At 69.0% G+C, this 15,240-nt stretch carries 12 protein-coding genes; 10 read left to right on the forward strand and 2 right to left on the reverse strand.

Going from position 1 to position 15,240, the window contains the following annotated elements:
* Positions 1 to 48: 48 nt before the first annotated feature.
* The 8 genes from ACZ4W9_RS25825 to ACZ4W9_RS25860 all read left to right on the forward strand — a co-directional run bounded on the left by ACZ4W9_RS25825 (position 49) and on the right by ACZ4W9_RS25860 (position 9,476).
* Positions 49 to 1,392 carry an ATP-grasp domain-containing protein gene (locus tag ACZ4W9_RS25825; protein WP_467939751.1) on the forward strand — a complete coding sequence of 448 codons (1,344 nt, stop codon included), beginning with the start codon at positions 49 to 51 and terminating at the stop codon, positions 1,390 to 1,392.
* A gap of 127 nt (positions 1,393 to 1,519) precedes the next feature.
* Entirely contained in the window at positions 1,520 to 2,635 is a 1,116-nt protein-coding gene (locus ACZ4W9_RS25830) for an Ldh family oxidoreductase (protein ID WP_467939753.1), read from the forward strand.
* 41 nt (positions 2,636 to 2,676) lie between these two features.
* Positions 2,677 to 3,072, forward strand: coding sequence for a VOC family protein (locus tag ACZ4W9_RS25835; RefSeq protein WP_467939755.1), 396 nt, complete (start codon positions 2,677 to 2,679; stop codon positions 3,070 to 3,072).
* Between the two features lie 95 nt (positions 3,073 to 3,167).
* Positions 3,168 to 3,983 carry a class I SAM-dependent DNA methyltransferase gene (locus tag ACZ4W9_RS25840; RefSeq protein ID WP_467939757.1) on the forward strand — a complete coding sequence of 272 codons (816 nt, stop codon included), beginning with the start codon at positions 3,168 to 3,170 and terminating at the stop codon, positions 3,981 to 3,983.
* 65 nt (positions 3,984 to 4,048) lie between these two features.
* On the forward strand, positions 4,049 to 5,284 hold the full coding sequence (locus ACZ4W9_RS25845) for a pyridoxal phosphate-dependent aminotransferase (RefSeq protein ID WP_467939759.1): 1,236 nt from the start codon (positions 4,049 to 4,051) through the stop codon (positions 5,282 to 5,284).
* Positions 5,285 to 5,663: 379 nt separating this feature from the next.
* Positions 5,664 to 6,833 carry an L-2-hydroxyglutarate oxidase gene (lhgO, locus tag ACZ4W9_RS25850; RefSeq protein ID WP_467939873.1) on the forward strand — a complete coding sequence of 390 codons (1,170 nt, stop codon included), beginning with the start codon at positions 5,664 to 5,666 and terminating at the stop codon, positions 6,831 to 6,833.
* Positions 6,834 to 6,907: 74 nt separating this feature from the next.
* Positions 6,908 to 8,152: an Nramp family divalent metal transporter gene (locus ACZ4W9_RS25855; protein WP_467939761.1), complete on the forward strand. Its 1,245-nt coding sequence runs from the start codon at positions 6,908 to 6,910 to the stop codon at positions 8,150 to 8,152.
* A gap of 82 nt (positions 8,153 to 8,234) precedes the next feature.
* Positions 8,235 to 9,476, forward strand: a complete 1,242-nt coding sequence (locus tag ACZ4W9_RS25860) for an MFS transporter (protein WP_467939763.1) — start codon at positions 8,235 to 8,237, stop codon at positions 9,474 to 9,476.
* 129 nt (positions 9,477 to 9,605) lie between these two features.
* Here ACZ4W9_RS25860 and ACZ4W9_RS25865 read toward each other — a convergent pair whose 3' ends face one another.
* Positions 9,606 to 10,880 carry an aminotransferase class III-fold pyridoxal phosphate-dependent enzyme gene (locus ACZ4W9_RS25865; RefSeq protein ID WP_467939765.1) on the reverse strand — a complete coding sequence of 425 codons (1,275 nt, stop codon included), beginning with the start codon at positions 10,878 to 10,880 and terminating at the stop codon, positions 9,606 to 9,608.
* 297 nt (positions 10,881 to 11,177) lie between these two features.
* Between ACZ4W9_RS25865 and ACZ4W9_RS25870 the strand changes: the two genes are divergently transcribed.
* Positions 11,178 to 11,339, forward strand: coding sequence for a hypothetical protein (locus ACZ4W9_RS25870; protein ID WP_467939767.1), 162 nt, complete (start codon positions 11,178 to 11,180; stop codon positions 11,337 to 11,339).
* A gap of 259 nt (positions 11,340 to 11,598) precedes the next feature.
* Here ACZ4W9_RS25870 and ACZ4W9_RS25875 read toward each other — a convergent pair whose 3' ends face one another.
* A complete protein-coding gene (locus ACZ4W9_RS25875) occupies positions 11,599 to 13,098 on the reverse strand; it encodes an IucA/IucC family protein (RefSeq protein ID WP_467939769.1) in 1,500 nt (499 codons plus the stop codon).
* 530 nt (positions 13,099 to 13,628) lie between these two features.
* Here ACZ4W9_RS25875 and ACZ4W9_RS25880 point away from each other — a divergent pair.
* The gene (locus ACZ4W9_RS25880) at positions 13,629 to 15,179 is read left to right on the forward strand and encodes an IucA/IucC family protein (RefSeq protein ID WP_467939771.1); all 1,551 of its coding nucleotides are present in this window, start codon (positions 13,629 to 13,631) and stop codon (positions 15,177 to 15,179) included.
* The last annotated feature ends 61 nt before the right edge of the window (positions 15,180 to 15,240 follow it).

Genomic DNA, 15,240 nt, shown 5'->3' on the forward strand with positions numbered 1-15,240 from the left:
GCCTCGACAGACCCCATTGATTCCCGAACGAAAGAGACGTGCATTCCTGTGCCCGCAGACAAGCAGCCCGCTTTCATCATTTTCAGTGACCTGTCCAAGATCGGCCCGTCCCTGATCGAGCTGCGCAAGCGCGGCTTGGCGGTTCTGGCCATCTCTCAGAAGCAGGGCTCCGCCATGGTGCAAAAGGGCATCGAGCTTCTCGGTACCCCGGGTCACCCCTTCGCCGACATCACCGATGTCAGCCTGCGCGACGCCGCCGACATCAGCGGTATGGCCGACCAGGCGGCCCGCTGGGCCGCGGAGTACGACATCCGCGGCGTGCTCGTCAACGCTGAGGTGTATGTGGACGCCGGCCAGGTCGTCTCCGACATGCTCGGCCTTCCTGCACCGGGGTGGCGTGCCTCGCGAGTCTGCCGCAACAAGCTGCTCCAGCGCCGCTATCTGCGTGAGTGGAGCCCCACTTCGGTGCTCATCACCGCTCCCACCAGCGGCATTGCCGACGGCGAGCAGGCAACCGAGCTGGCCAAGCAGTACGACGGCGTCTTTCCGGCCGCGGTCAAGCCGCTCGACCGTGAGTCCAGCATCGGTGTCCGCGTGGTCGAGGACGTGCATGCGCTCCTCGACATCGTCACCGAACTCGAACCCGGTGCTCGGCTGCTCGTCGAGGAGCGGGTGCAGGGACGCGAGTACAACGTGGACACCCTCGTCAGCAACGGCAAGCCGATCGTCACGCTGCTCACGCAGAAGGGCACCAACGAGGACTCGACCGAGTTCTTCGTCGAGCTGGTCCACACCACGCCGCCCAACAATCTCAATGGGCACGAGACGGAACAGATCGTCGAGGCACAGCTGGGCGTGGTCGGTCGGCTGGGTTTCGAGAACGGATACGCGCACGCGGAGTACCGACTCACCGACGACGGCCGAGTCGTGTTGATGGAAATCGCGGCGCGCGCCCCGGGCGACGGCTGTCTGCACCTGTACCACCTGGCCACGGGCAAGCCGATCGAGCCGGTCCTCATCGACATCGCCATGGGCCGACCTACCGCGTACCCGGCCGTGTTCAAGCGTCGGGGCCGGCAGGTCTACTTCGAGCACACCCCAGGCATCCTTCGGGACGTCCGGGTCAACGGCCTCGACGGCATCACGCCACGCTGGCTGGCCGACACGACCGCCATCTGGCCCGAGCTCGCCGCGGTCGACAAGGAGGCTCCCGCCACCGTGCATGAGCTTTTCGTGATCAAGCCCCGCGGCTTCGAGCTGGAATCCATCACCGAGTCGTCGAACCGGGCTGTCACTGTCATCTTCGACCTACCGCTCGACGCCGACGCCGACGCCGAAGAGGCGCGGATCCGCCGGGCCGTCACGGTCGTCACCGAGCCGCCCCAGTCTTGACGGAAGCGGCAGACCCAGCCGCCGGTAGCGGAAAGCGCCGCCGTCGGCCGGACCCCACCGGGTCACAGGCAGGGCGCTCGGTCTCTGCGCGGAGCGGGCGCCCCCTCGGGCAGACAGGAAAGTCACCATGACAGATTCCGAGAAGATCCAGGAATGGCGGCGGCTGATCGATGCCACCGAACTGACGAGATTCACCACCGAGGCACTGACAGCTGCGGGTGCGCGTCCCGCCGATGCCGCGGTGACCGCCGACGTCCTCGTCGCAGCGGACCTGGGCGGTGTCGAAAGCCACGGAGTCGCCCGCCTGCGCCGCTATGTGGAAGGGCTGTGCAACGGAGACATCAACCGGTTCGGGGTGCCGGAAACCGTCAGCGACAAAGGCAGTGTGTGCGTCATCGACGCGCACAATGCTCTGGGGCAGCCGGCCCTGTGCATGGCCGTCGACCTGGCCACCGACCGGGCACGAAAATTCGGTTCGTCCGTGGTGACGGTCCGCCGTTCCAATCACATGGGCATCGCCGGCTGGTTCGCTGAACGCGGTGCCCGGGCTGGGATGTTCACCATGGTCTCCACCAACGCGGTGCCGCAGGTGGCCCCTATGGGAACCAACGAGCCGATGTTCGGCACCAACCCGTTCTGCTACGCCGTGCCCACCAGTGGGGGAACCCTGTGTTTCGACGGTGCGAGCAGTACCGTCTCCCGCGGCAAACTCGAGCAACTGGACCGGCTCGACAAGCCGATGCGACCCGGTTGGGCGCTGGGGCCGGACGGCCGGGTCAGCCTGGGGGCCGCCGAAACGGTTACGGGTCTGATCAACCGCAAAGGCTACGCACTGCTGCCGCTGGGCGGCGGTGATCAGGACCACGGCGGGCACAAGGGCTCAGCGCTGGGCCTCTTCGCGGAGCTGCTCTGCGGCCCGCTCGCCGGCGCCCGGTGGAGCCGCCATACCTATCAGGGCGGCGAAGCCGGTCTCGGCCACTTCGTGTTCTGTCTGAACCTGGACGCGCTCGGCGACCAGGCTGTCATCCGCGCAGGAGTCGAGCAGCTGGCCCGGGAAGTCAGGGGCGGTGTGCCGGTCGAGCCCTTGACCCCGGTACGCATCCCCGGTGACCGGCGGCGCCGGGTCACCGAGATGCGGCGCACCCACGGAGTGCCAGTTCTGGAGTCCGTGGTGGCCGACCTCGACGACATCGCCGAGTTCGTGGGCGTCGAACCCGTCTCTTCCTTGACCTACGACGCGTGACGCAGCCATCGGTATCGATCACTACCGGAGAGGTAATCCCCATGAAGTACGAGCGGCTCGACCACACCGTTCTCACCGTCAACGACATCCACGCCACCGTCGACTTCTACAGCCGCGTGCTCGGCATGGAGGTCGTCACGTTCAGCATGCTCGTCAACGACCGCAAGGCCCTGCGCTTCGGCGACACCAAGATCAATCTGCATGAGGTCGGCAAGGAGATCGCGCCGCACGCCCAGAACCCCGGGCCCGGAACCGAGCACCTCTGCTTCATCGTGTCGGATCCCATCGAGGAGGTCATCGCGCACCTCGAGGCGCAGGGCGCGGTGCTCGAATCCGGGCCCGTGGAGCGGGTCGGCGTGCTCGGTCCGATCAACAGCGTCTACCTGCGTGACCCGGACGGCAATCTGCTCGAACTCAGCAACCACATCGAGCGCTGACGGTCAGGCGAGCTGGCGGTCTGCGGTGCGCGTTCGGCATCGCCCCGCCGGCCCCTCCTCGCGGATTCCTCACGTCAATTACGCAAAGGACCAGTATGCCTGTACGTGATCCGAACAGGGAGTTCTACGACGACCTCGCTGACAACTATCACCGCATGTACGAGGACTGGTGGGGTTTCGCCGTCCACTACGGCGAGGCGATCGCCGCATACCTCGCCGCTGAAGGAATCGCACCGCCAGCGCGTGTCCTGGACGTCACCTGCGGAATCGGCACACAAGCACTCCCGCTGGCCACCAAGGGGTACCGGGTGACCGCATCGGACCTCAGCGAGCGGGCCGTGGGACGTGCCCGGCGCGAAGCGGCTTCTCGTGGCCTGGACGTCCATTTCATCAGGAGCGATGTGCGTCAGGTCTCCGAGCGGTTGGTGGGCACCTTCGACGCCGTCGTCTCGGGTGCCAATTCACTGACGCATCTACTGACCGATGACGACCTGATGCTGGCCCTGGCCCAGATACGTTCCTGCCTGCGGCCGGGGGGTGTGTTCCTGGCGACCATTCGGGACTACGACAAGCTCGCACTCGACGGCTCACAGGGGCTGGCTCCGGAGCATTTCGGCGGGGGCGACGAGCGCAGTATCGTCGTCCAGGCGTGGGACTGGGCGAAGGACCGGCGGACGCTCACCACGACCCACGTTCTGCTGCTCAAGAAGCGGAATCAGGACGGCTGGGACACCACGGTGCGTACCACCGACTACCGCGCCCTACGCCGAGCCGAATTCGACGACGCCCTGACGACTTGCGGTTTTACCGACGTCCGATGGTTCCTCCCCGGTCACAAGGACCCTGAGGGCGTCACCCCGGAAGACCAGACCGGCTACTACCAGCCCGTCGTCGTGGCCAGGGCGAGGTGAAAGGACAAGTGCGGCCAAAGGCCATAACGACTGCCAACGTACCGCCGGGGCCACGGGAAACCGCGGTGAGCAGCGCCCAGGCTGAGCTCCCAGGCGGTCGGCGCCGTATCTCGGACCGGGTCGCCGCGATCGCCGAGTCGGCCACGCTCGCCATAGATGCCAAGGCCAAAGCGCTCAGGCGCGCCGGACATCCGGTCATCACTTTCGCTTCCGGTGAACCGGATTTCCCCACCCCGGGCCACGTCGTCGAAGCAGCGGCGGCAGCCTGCGGCGATCCGGGGTATCACCGGTACTCAGCCTCCAACGGCCTTCCCGAACTGAGGGAAGCTCTCGCGGCGAAGACCCTTCGCGATTCCGGTTACCGCGTGGACGCATCGCAGGTAATCGTGACCAACGGCGGCAAGCAAGCCATCTACCAGGCCTTCTCCGTGTTGCTCAATCCCGGGGACGAAGTAATCGTGCCCGCGCCGTACTGGCCGACGTATCCGGAGGCCATCAGGCTGGCCGGCGCGATACCCGTACCGGTGTTCGCCGACGAGTCCACGGGGTACCGCGTCACAGTGGAGCAGCTCCAGCGTGCTTGGACGAAGAACACCACCATGCTCGTCTTCTCGTCCCCCGCCAACCCGACGGGCGCGGTCTATGACCAGACGCAGATTCGGGCCGTCGGCGATTGGGCAGCCGAGAAGGATCTGTGGGTGATCTCCGACGAGATCTACGAGCACATGGTCTACGGGGATGCGCAATTTCACAGTCTTCCTGTCGTCACGCCCGCCGTACGGGACCGGTGTGTCGTGGTCAACGGCGTGGCGAAGTCGTATGCCATGCCCGGCTGGCGGGTCGGCTGGGCGGTCGGTCCTCCTCACGTCGTCGGCGCAATGACGAGGCTGCAGTCTCACGCCACGTCCAACGTCTGCAACATCGCCCAGGCCGCCACTTTGGCAGCCGTCTCCGGAAGCCTTGATACCGTTTCCGTGATGCGAACGGCCTTCGACCGGCGGCGGCAGACGATCGTGCGCATGCTCAACGAGGTCGTGGGCGTCCACTGCCCCGAACCCGATGGTGCGTTCTACGTCTTCGCCTCGGTGAGGGACCTGCTGGGCCGGCGTATCCGCGGACGGCGTGTCGACACGAGCGTCGATCTGGCCGCGCTGCTGCTGGACGAAGCCGAGGTAGCCGTCGTCCCCGGTGAGGCATTCGGAACCCCGGGTTATCTCCGCCTGTCCTACGCGCTCAAGGATGACGACTTGGTAGAAGGCGTCTGCCGCATCCAGCAGCTACTCGCGGACGTCGAGAAGTGAGCCCCGTCCTCGGCCGGTCAGGCGGCACCCACCACCGACCGTCCGGACAACCAGCAGGCGCCGAGCCACCTGCCCCAAGCTCGCGGTCATCGGCCGCGCGCGTTCTCACGTTGCGATGCATCCAGATCACCTTTGCCCTCGCCCTGGGGGCCGCCCTCGCCAGATACGCGTACGACATGTGGTTGTGACCGCACCGAGGCACATCTGACGGGGCGGCACGCTCGGCGTCTCCCTGCTCCCGCACGAACCGATTTCTCCCCGCGCAGAACTGATCCGGAAGCTGACTATGGACACATTCGCCGCATCACGCTCATCTGCGGTGCACTCCGCAGAAGACAGACGGGCACCGGGCGGCTCGCGTACGTCACGGCCGCACGTGGTGATCGTGGGGGGTGGCATTATCGGGCTCGCTGTCGCCCGTGAGCTGGCCTCCAGGGGATCGCGCGTGACGCTGTGCGAGAAGGAGGACCGGTGGGGCGTGCACCAAACCGGCCACAATTCTCAAGTCGCGCATGCCGGCGTCTACTACGCCCCCGGCTCGGCAAAGGCGCGTTTGGCGGTGAAAGGCAATCGCTCCATTGTGGCCTACGCCCGGGACCGCGGTGTGCCGGTGGACGTGTGTGGCAAACTCATCGTGGCCACCACTCCTTCCGAGCTGCCCGCGCTTGAGGAACTGGCATCGCGTGCTGCCGCCAACGGTGTGCCTGCGAGGCTGGTGGACCCGCGTGAGGCAGCCGAGATGGAACCGCATGTCGCGTGTCTGAAGGCGCTGCGCATCGAGTCCACAGCAGTGGTCGACTTCACCGGTGTGTGCACACGGCTGGTCGAGGAACTCGCCGCAGCTGGAGTGGACCTCCGGCTGGGAACACGGGTGTTGGACATCCGCAACCGCGGTCTGGGCATCGAGGTCGCCACATCCGACGGCGTCCTGCGCGCCGATCGGCTGGTGAACTGTGCCGGTCTACACGCCGACCGGATCGCCCGTCTGGCAGGGCTCCGGCCGCCGGTGCAGATTGTCCCGTTCCGTGGTGAGTATCACCAACTACGGCCCGGCGCCCGACACCTTGTCCGCGGTCTGGTCTACCCCGTACCGGATCCGACACTGCCGTTTCTCGGTGTACACCTGACGCGCATGTTGGACGGTACGGTCCACGCCGGCCCCAACGCCGTCCTCGCGCTTCACCGCGAGGGCTACCGCTGGGGGGACGTCTCCCTTCGCGACATGGCGGCGACCGCCCGCTACCCAGGACTTTGGCGGCTTGCGATGCGATATCGGCGCACGGCCGCGGCCGAGATCGCGCGGTCGTTGTCCCGGCGCCGGTTCGCCTCGAGCCTCACAGCCCTGGTACCCGAGATCAGGGCCGCGGACATCACGCGCGCGGGTGCCGGGGTACGAGCGCAGGCCCTGCGCCCCGATGGCACCCTCGTCGACGACTTCCTCCAGGTCAGGGCCCACCGCCAGGTGCACGTGCTCAACGCCCCCTCCCCTGCGGCCACTGCTGCACTCGAGATCGCTCGACACATCGCGGACCAGGCGCTCCAGGACTGAACGCGCGAACCCGGCCCCGCGGCGGCACGGACCTGTTCCGTCTGTCCCCCGACCCTGATGGAGGTGAATCCACTGTGACGGCGGCCATCGAGTCCCCGGCAAAGCCGATTCGGCGTCGGGCCATGATGTACGGACCCGCGTTCGTCGCCTCAATCGCCTACGTGGATCCAGGCAACTTCGCCACCAACGTGGCCGCCGGCTCCCAGTTCGGCTATCTCCTCCTCTGGGTCGTCCTCGCAGGCAATCTCATGGCCCTGCTCGTACAGATGCTGTCCGCCAAACTCGGTCTTGCCACCGGCTACGACCTTGCCCAGAATTGCCGCCGCCGTTTCCCCCGCCCGGTTGTGCTGGGGCTGTGGGCGCAGGCAGAACTGGTCGCCATCGCCACTGACCTGGCCGAGGTGGTGGGTGGCGCGATCGCACTCGACCTGCTGTTCGGGCTGGCCCTGCCCATCGGAGGGCTCATCACCGGTGCCGCGGCTTTCGCGTTGCTCGGGCTTGAGTCGAGAGGTTATCGCCGGTTCGAGATCGCGGTGGCGGGGCTGCTTCTGGTGATCATCCTGGGGCTCGTGTTCGACGCCCTGCTGGCGGGCCTCGACCTGTCCGGCATAGCTGGCGGCACCGTTCCTGGTTTCGCGGGCTCCGACAGCGTCCTCCTGGCCACCGGCATCCTCGGCGCGACTGTCATGCCTCACGTGGTTTACCTGCATTCCAGCCTCACGAGCGCGCACACGCGGGACCTCGACCAAGCCGATCCGGATTTCCGGCGGGTCCACGTCATCCGGTCCCTGCGCCGGGACGTCATGCTCGGCTTGGGGATGGCGGGACTCGCGAACGCCGCCATGCTCGTCATCGCCGCCCGGCTCTTCCAGTTTACGGGGGAGAGCCGGGACACCATCAGCGAGGTGCAGAGCGGGCTGGGCACGGTGCTCGGTCAGGGAGCAGCTCTTGCCTTTGCCCTCGCTTTGCTGACTTCCGGCTTCGCGTCCTCGTCCGTCGGCACTTACGCGGGGCAAGTGATCATGTCGGGTTTCCTCAACAGATCGCTGCCGCTCCTCCTGCGCCGGGGCGTCACGCTGCTGCCGGCCATGGCCGTCCTGATCGCGGGCGCGGACCCCACCCGGGCCCTGCTCTGGTCACAGGTCGTGCTGTCCTTCGGCATTCCCCTCGCCCTGGTCCCGCTGGTCCTGCTCACCCGCAGCCGGGAGGTGATGGGGCCTCTCGCCAACCGGCCTCTCACCACGGCCGTGGCATGCGTCATCACTGCGCTCGTGATCGGCCTGAATGTCTATCTGATCAGCCAGACCCTCTTTGGCTGAAGCAGCACTGTCAGCGTCAAGTGTAATCTGCACTATCATCGATTGCCCCTTACCATGCCTGTTCAGGACGCGGAGCGACCCCATGTCCCAGTTAATACCGGCCACCGGAACGCAACGCGTCATCGCCGCGTCCAACTTCGTCTACACCGTCGGCAGCGGCCTCTACCTCACCGCCGGCGTCCTGTATTTCACCCAGGCAGCCCACATCCCGGCGGGGCAGGTAGGGCTCGGACTCGCCATCGCCGGGTTCCTCTCGCTGGCCGTGGGTATCGCCGTCGGCCACCTGGCGGACAAGCGCGGGGCCCGCGGCGTGTACGTAACCACCTTGGTCGTCCAAGCGCTGGCGACCGCCGGCTTCGTACTGGCCGACAGTTTCTGGCCGTTCGTCCTCACGGTGTCCATAGCCACCGGGGCCAAGGCGGCTGGACTGGCCGCACGCTCTCCGCTCATCAGACGTTACGGGGGCGAGCGGCCGCAGGAGTTCCGTGGCTATCTTCGTGCCGTCTCCAACATCGGCATCTCCCTGGGGGCCTTGCTGGCGGGCTGGGTCGTGCAGGTCGGTACCCAGTCCGCCTACCAGCTTCTGGTGATCGGAAATGCGGCCTCCTTCGTGGCCGCCGCAGCTGTCCTGATCTACCTGCCACCGGTCAAACCCGTTCCCACAACCAACGGCCCACGCTGGATCGCCCTGCGGGACCGTCCCTACCTCCTGGTCACAGCCCTTGACGGCATCATGGCCATCCAGTTCAAGGTTCTCACCGTGGCCATCCCGCTCTGGCTGGTCGAGGCCACCACCGCCCCGCCATGGCTCATTTCCGGCACCATGCTCGCCAACACCCTTCTTGTCATCGCCCTTCAGGTGAGAGCCAGCCGAAACATCGTTTCCGCCATGGCGGGTGCTCACGCCTACCGCCGGGCCGGCGTGGCATTTCTCGTCTCCTGCTCGCTGATCTCGCTCTCCGCCGGGGTGCCGGTCTGGGCCGCCGTGACTCTGCTCATGTGCGGGGTGGTAGTCCATACGGTCGGCGAGCTGTGGCACTCTGCAGCGGGTTTCGAGGTGTCCTTCGCTCTGGCGCCAGAGCATGCCACCGGACAGTACCTTGGCGTATTCGGCCTGGGCGCGGGCCTGGCGGAAGCCGTCGGGCCCACCCTGCTCATCTCGTTCTGCATCGCCTGGGGACGCCCTGGCTGGTACATCATCGGAGCGTTGTTCGCCCTTACGGGTATAGCCGCGCCCTTCGCCGTCCGTTGGGCACAACGTCCCCGCCGGGAACGGGAAGTGCGCCCCATGACTGCGGAGCGTACGCCTGATGGTGCTATGTGAATCTGGTTCTGTCACCACGATGCATCGGAGACGGCTCACGGCCTCGTGAAGACCACGTATCGGCGCCGCCGTCAGTGACTGGTGGACTTGAGACGACTCCGGAGCCGCTGCCTTCGACGTGGACTGTCGTCATCGGCCGAGTTGAACCGAATCAGAGGCAGCAATGAACCGATCCAGCCCTTCCGCGAGCTCTGCCTCGGATGTGGTGATGGGAGGCAATATTTTGATCACGGCCCCTCCGTTCGCGGGGGGCACGTGAAGCAGCAGACCGCTCTCCACACACCTGTCGACCACCCGCTGCGCCCTTTCACGGTCAAGAGACCCATCGGCTCCGAACCCGACGCCGGCGACCATGCCCATCGTTCCGACAACCTGGCGAGCGAGAGGCAACCGGGCAGCCCACACCTTGAGCCCCCGGGCTAGTTGCCTGCCACGCTTTGCGGCTTCGACGACCAGTCTCCCGCCGGTGAAGAGCGAGATGTTCGCCTCCGCCACGGCGAGCGCCACAGGATTTCCACTGGAGGTGCTAGTGAGTTCCCCGGGACGTAGTCTCACGGTGAATCGAGGATCGCCGACAAGCACGGCGAAAACAGGCAGTGAACTGGACATCCCGTTGGCGCACAGCAGCAGATCGGGACGGACTCCGATGTGCTCGTAGGCGAAGAGCGCACCGGTGCGACCGAACCCGGATTGCCTCTCGTCGAAGACCAACAAGGCTCCATGCCGCGTACACCATTCGCGCAGGGCATTGCCCGCCTTCGGGTCCATCGGGCTCAGCGTGGAGCCGTGGTACGCCTCAGCGACAACGCACGCCACGTCTCCCGGGCCTGCGCCAATCCTGTGTAGCGCCTTCTCGATGACTTGAGCGGTCCATGAGAGGCCGCTTCGCGGATAGGGAACTCGGAGGAAGACGTCCTCGCGGTCCGGCGTCCCTCCGTCCGGTTGCGCCGCGTAGCCGCGGAACACGTCATCGAGGACGACGACGACAGGCCGCCGAGTTCGATCACCTGCATGCCGTCGGGAAATCTTCAACGCGCCTTTGACCGCCTCGATCCCCGTCGTGCACAAGACGCACTGCGGAAAACCGGTCAGCTCGGTGAGAGCCCGAACGGTGCGGGCGCGTACGCGGGTCGGGAACATGTGTGCGTCCAGCAGACCTTCCTGGGCCTGCGCGCTGATGGCATCAATCACTTCGGGATGGGCTTGCCCGGTGTCCGCGCTGATCCCACTCCCCCAGTCCAGCCAGGAGCGGCCGTCCCGGCTGAAGACGCGGCCGCCGCTGGCTCGATGCAGCACCACAGCGTGCCGTGTGTCCATGGCAGTCGGTTCGTGGCGCCGGAGCGTCTCCATCACCCAGGCATCGTCGGTACCCAGGGTTGCTTCCCTACTGGTCACGAACCTCATTGGTCTGCCTCTTCCGTCTCCCTGAGATCGAGCACCCGGCCTTGCGAACCCGACCCAGCTATAATTTTTCATGACTAAGTCGGAGTTCCTGCGGGTCGGCTGCTCCTCTTCCTGCCATCACAACGGCAACTTGCTGACGCATCAGTCCCTTGTGGTGATCAGTCTCATGGGTAATGAGCCGTGCCCTCCTCCGTAAGTCACGGCAGCCATGTTTTCCGTTTCGCCGCCGATCGCTGCGCCCTTCTCGGGCGAGGAAACGGGCACTGCGTGTTTCCAGCTCGGCGTCGCGCAAGGTCAGTGCCTGGATCTGGTCGGCGTGGTGGCCACGGTGGGTGGGCGCGTTTCGGCGCCCGCACCCCGGTCGAGATCATCGCGGCCTTCGCCGACGGCCCGACACCACCGGCTCGCCTCGCCGACGACATGATGCGCGTCGACCTGAACGAGACAACCGGCACCTGACGGGTGACCGCCGCCCTGCACCACGTACGCCGCCTATCCACCCAGGCACGTGCGCAGGTGTCCTCCCCGTCGATGCGGGGCCCGAACGGGGCGCGGGAGGACGATGGCGTGGGCACGACACGGGGTCGCACGGCTGCCCCGAAACGGTCGACCCGCACCGGTCACTCAGTGCGTCCTGTTCACCACGCACGTGCCGAGAACATCGGCCACGACGGCACGGCGGCCGGCCGCGGTCCCGTCGTGGCCGGTCAGTGGACGGTCAGCGGCCCGACAAGGGGTTCGGCAGCGGCAGGTAGCGGGCGGCCGCGCCGTCCGCGGCCGTCCAGCGCAGCAGCAGGTTGGTCTTGCCGGGCAGGGTGGGCGCGGTGAGCAGCGCGGGGATCTCGGGCAGGTCGTGCCGGGCGAGTTCGCGGCGGACGGCCGGCCACGGGTCGAGGCCGGGATGGTGGTCGGCGAGGGCGCCGGCGATCTCGGTGAGGTGGTTGACGACCAGGCAGTACACCAGCCGTTCCCAGCCCGCCGCCCGGCTCACGTCCGGCAGCAGCTTGGCGCCCTCGGCGTCGCGGAACAGCGCCTGCACGGGCGTGCCGGACGCGTCCACGGCGACCAGGGTGTTCTGCAGATGCGCCTCCAGGACGACCCCGTGGGCGTCGAACGCGGTCAGGGCGGGCGGGACGACCTGCCGCAGGTACGCCTCCCACCAGCCGGCCGGGTCCTGCGCGGCGGCCAGCGGGCTGCCCTCGAACCCCTCGGCGAGACCCGCCGCGAGCAGCGGGGTGGCGCCGGGCGGCAGATGGCCGCGCAGCCCGTCGCGGACCAGCACGGCCAGTTCCTCGAACGCGAAGGCGGCGGTGCGGTAGCCGCGGTCGCTCAGCCAGGCCGCGTCCGGGCCCAGCGCCGCGAAGGCACGCCCGGCGGCCGTGTCGGTACGGCGCAGCCGGGCGAGGTCGTGGCGCCACAGCCGGCGGATGTCGTTGGTGATCCGGACGTCCAGGCTGAATTTGAGGAACAGGTCGCGGCGGGGCTCGTACACCGTGCGGACGGCGGCCGTCGGCCAGACGGGGAACGCGGTGGTGCCGAGCCGCAGCAGCCGGCCGTCGGCGAACGCGGGGGCGAGGTCGCGGCCGGCCAGGTCGAGCTGCCAGGGATGGGCGGGCAGCAGCCGGTAGCCGGGCGGGGCGGTGCCGAGGGCGTCCAGGGCGCCGGTGTCGCCCTCCTCGGCCACCTGGTCCTCGCGCACGCCGAGCAGCGCCAGCGGGAAACGGGCGTGCGCCTCGGGCGCGTACGGCAGCCAGGACGCGACCGGGCCGCCGCCGCGCGCCTTGGGGGCCGGGTGGTACGGGTGGCCGGTGAGCAGGGACTGCTCCGAGCGCAGATACGGGTCCCGCGGCGGCGTGGCCCGGGCGCGGGCGGTGAGCAGGGCGGCGACCGCGTCCCGGCTGTCGATCATCTCGGCGGGCAGGTCGCCGCCGGGCAGCCCGGTGTGCCGGCGCAGCACCTCCGCGACCAGTTTCACCAGTTCCGGGTGGCCGACGCGGTGCCAGGTGCCCGCCGTGTACACCTCGGGGTCGGCGGGCCGCCGGCCGGCGCGCACCCGCAGCAGCCGGCCGTCCGGCAGCCGGTGCACTCGGCGGTCCCCGGCGCCCGGGAGCGGCTCGGCCACCTCCCGCAGCAGGCAGTTGAGCAGGGGGGCCGCCGCGTACGCGTCGGCCAGGCGGGCCGCCTCGCCGGTGGGGGGTGTGAGGTCCACGCGTTCCATTCGTTCCGTCGTCCAGGGGTCCGCAGTCGTCCCGGCGCACGCGGGTGCGCCGGCGGGGAGCCGGAGACGATCAGTATGGCTGCCGTCCGGGCGACCCCCGCCACAGCCGTACGCGAGGGCACCCGTCACAGCCGGATCCGGCCGATTCCCGCACACGCCGTGTCCGACCGGACGCGCCCGCGTTCCGCGAGGGCCGTACACGAGCGCCCCGGGACACGGCTACACCCGACCGGCCCCGGGACGCTTCCGGAACCGACCGGCCATGCCACAGCCGTATCCGATCGGCCCATGCCGCAGCCGTATCCGATCGACCCATGCCCCAGCCGTACCCGACCGGTCCCCGCCGGCCGTACCCGACCGTGTCCCGAGAGTGCCCTGCCGACCGTCTCCGACACCGCCGTGCCCGGCCGTTCCCCACCCTGCCGTACCCGGCCGTCCCCGACACCGCCGTGCCCGGCCATCCCCGCGACCGTCGTACGCGCGCGGTCCCCGACAATCGTGCCGTGCCCCGCCTACCCCAGGAGCCGACCGTGCGCCCAGCCCCCGCCACCGCCGCCGCCATCGCCGCCGAGTCCGTGACCGCCGAGGAGCTGGCCGCCGTCCGGCCCGGCCTGCTGCCCCGGTACACGGCGGAGCTGCCCGGCGCCCGGGCCGCCGTGCTGACCCGGCTGTGGCGGGCGCTGGTCCACGAGCCGCTGCCGTTCGTCACCGGCCGGGAGTCCGGCGCGCACGGTCTCACGCTGCGCCTGGCCGACGGCCGGCGGCTGCGCGGGCCGCACGCGGACCCGTACGCCACCGCCGCGTACGTCACCGCCGTGCACCTGGACCGGGAGCGGTACGCCGATCCGGCGCGGCTGATGTGCGCCCTCGGGGTGCCGCACGCGGCCGGGTTCGCGGCGGAGCTGGCGCACAGCGTGGCGTCGCTGGCGCTGTCCCGGACCGGCGCCGATCACCCGAATGAGTGGCCGGTGAGGAGCGCCGAAGGCTCGGGGCGGGACTGGGAGTGGGAGCGGCGGGTGACCGACGGGCACCCGTACCACCCGGGCTGCCGGTCCCGGCCCGGTTTCTCGGCGGCGGACCAGCTGGCGTACGGCCCGGAGCACGGGCCGGTGGTGGAGCTGGGCACGGTGTCGGTGCCGGCGGCCGAGTGCCTGGTGGCCGGGCAGTGGCCGGCCGAACTCCACGATGGCGGACGGGTGTTGCTGCCGGTGCACCCCTGGCAGGCCACGCATGTGCTGAAGCGGCCGTACGACGTGTGGCGCCCGGCCCGGCCGCTGATGTCGCTGCGCACGCTGGCGCTGCCCGGCGGCCCGCACGTGAAGACCGCGCTGAGCGCCCGGCTGACGTCGTCGGTGCGGGACATCTCCGCGTACTCGGTGCGGGCGGCGGTGCCTTTGACGGCCTTCGCCGAGGAGTTGACGGCGCGTACCGACGGGCTGCTGCACTTCACCCGCACGCTGGCGGCGGCGACCGCGCACTCCCCCGATCTGGCCGCGCTGCTGCGGGAGTCGCCGCAGGTGTACGCGGGACCGGGCGAGCGGGTGGTGCCGGTGGCCGCGCTCCCCACCACCTCGCTGCCCGGCCGTCCCGGCTGGCTGGCGGCGTTCACCCGGCTGGCGCTCACGGTGGGCCTGCGCCTGCTGGACCTCGGGGTGGCCCTGGAGGCGCACGGCCAGAACCTCCTGGTCGTGCTGGCGGCGGACGGCACTCCGCTGAGGCTGGTCTACCGCGATCTGGCCGACGTCCGGATCAGCCCCGCCCGGCTGTCCGGGCACGGCATCGCCCCGCCCGCCCTCACGGGCCGCCTGATCACCGACGACGCCACGGCCCTGCGCCGCAAGCTCTTCGGCTCCCTGCTGGCCGGCGCCCTGGCCGCGACGGCGGGCTCCGCCCGCGCCCTGGCCGCGGCCCTGGAATCCGCCCTCCCGGTCCTCCCCCCCACCCCGGACCTCCCCGCCCTGCGCGATTCCCTCCTCCCGGCCAAGGCCCTGACCCTGATGCGCCTCACACCGGACGGCGGGGGGGACCTGTGGACGGAGCTGCCGCGTCCCGAATCGGTGCCGGTTCCCTCTCGGCAATGAGCCGATGCCGGTTCCACTGGCCGGAAACGGCGTTGACCTCTCCCTTCTCGTCCGATGGGGT

It is taken from the genome of Streptomyces sp. NPDC029296, from assembly GCF_055569255.1.

What these genes read in the sequence shown, in the direction of transcription:
- ACZ4W9_RS25840 (WP_467939757.1), top strand. Translation starts at nt 3,168, where the DNA reads ATGCCTGTACGTGATCCGAACAGGGAGTTCTACGACGACCTCGCTGAC.
- ACZ4W9_RS25835 (WP_467939755.1), top strand. Translation starts at nt 2,677, where the DNA reads ATGAAGTACGAGCGGCTCGACCACACCGTTCTCACCGTCAACGACATC.
- ACZ4W9_RS25865 (WP_467939765.1), bottom strand. Translation starts at nt 10,880, where the DNA reads ATGAGGTTCGTGACCAGTAGGGAAGCAACCCTGGGTACCGACGATGCC.
- ACZ4W9_RS25830 (WP_467939753.1), top strand. Translation starts at nt 1,520, where the DNA reads ATGACAGATTCCGAGAAGATCCAGGAATGGCGGCGGCTGATCGATGCC.
- ACZ4W9_RS25875 (WP_467939769.1), bottom strand. Translation starts at nt 13,098, where the DNA reads ATGGAACGCGTGGACCTCACACCCCCCACCGGCGAGGCGGCCCGCCTG.
- ACZ4W9_RS25860 (WP_467939763.1), top strand. Translation starts at nt 8,235, where the DNA reads ATGTCCCAGTTAATACCGGCCACCGGAACGCAACGCGTCATCGCCGCG.